General features: G+C 62.1%; 1 protein-coding gene. It reads left to right on the plus strand.

All coding sequences use genetic code 11. The features are described from left to right. Positions 1-372: ABC transporter permease subunit (locus AC1U89_RS25010; protein WP_479902308.1), on the plus strand; the 372-nt coding region annotated here is incomplete at both ends.

Genomic DNA, 372 nt, shown 5'->3' on the forward strand with positions numbered 1-372 from the left:
GGAGAGGGACTCGCCAACAACCTGCGCGCAGCAGCAGTAGGCATGGCCTTGTCCCTGTTCTTTGGTTCGTTGCTCGCCTTCGGCCTGCTTTCGCGCCGCAAAGCCGTCCGCCTCGCGTGCCGCGTATTTACCGACGTCTTCGCCAGCGTACCGCTGCTTCTGTTGCTCTACTTCACGTCCCTGGTGCTGCCTTCCTACGGGCTGAAACTCTCCGACTTCTGGTTCCTCGTCATCGCCTTGACGCTCTTCAGTAGCGCCGTCGTGGGAGATCTCCTCCGCTCAGGAATAAAGGCCATTCCCTCCGGACAGACCGAGGCCGCTCACGCCCTGGGGTTCTCCGGGATCCGGACCATGCAACTGGTGCTCCTGCCT

Source organism: Caulobacter sp. 05T431 (genome assembly GCF_056665975.1).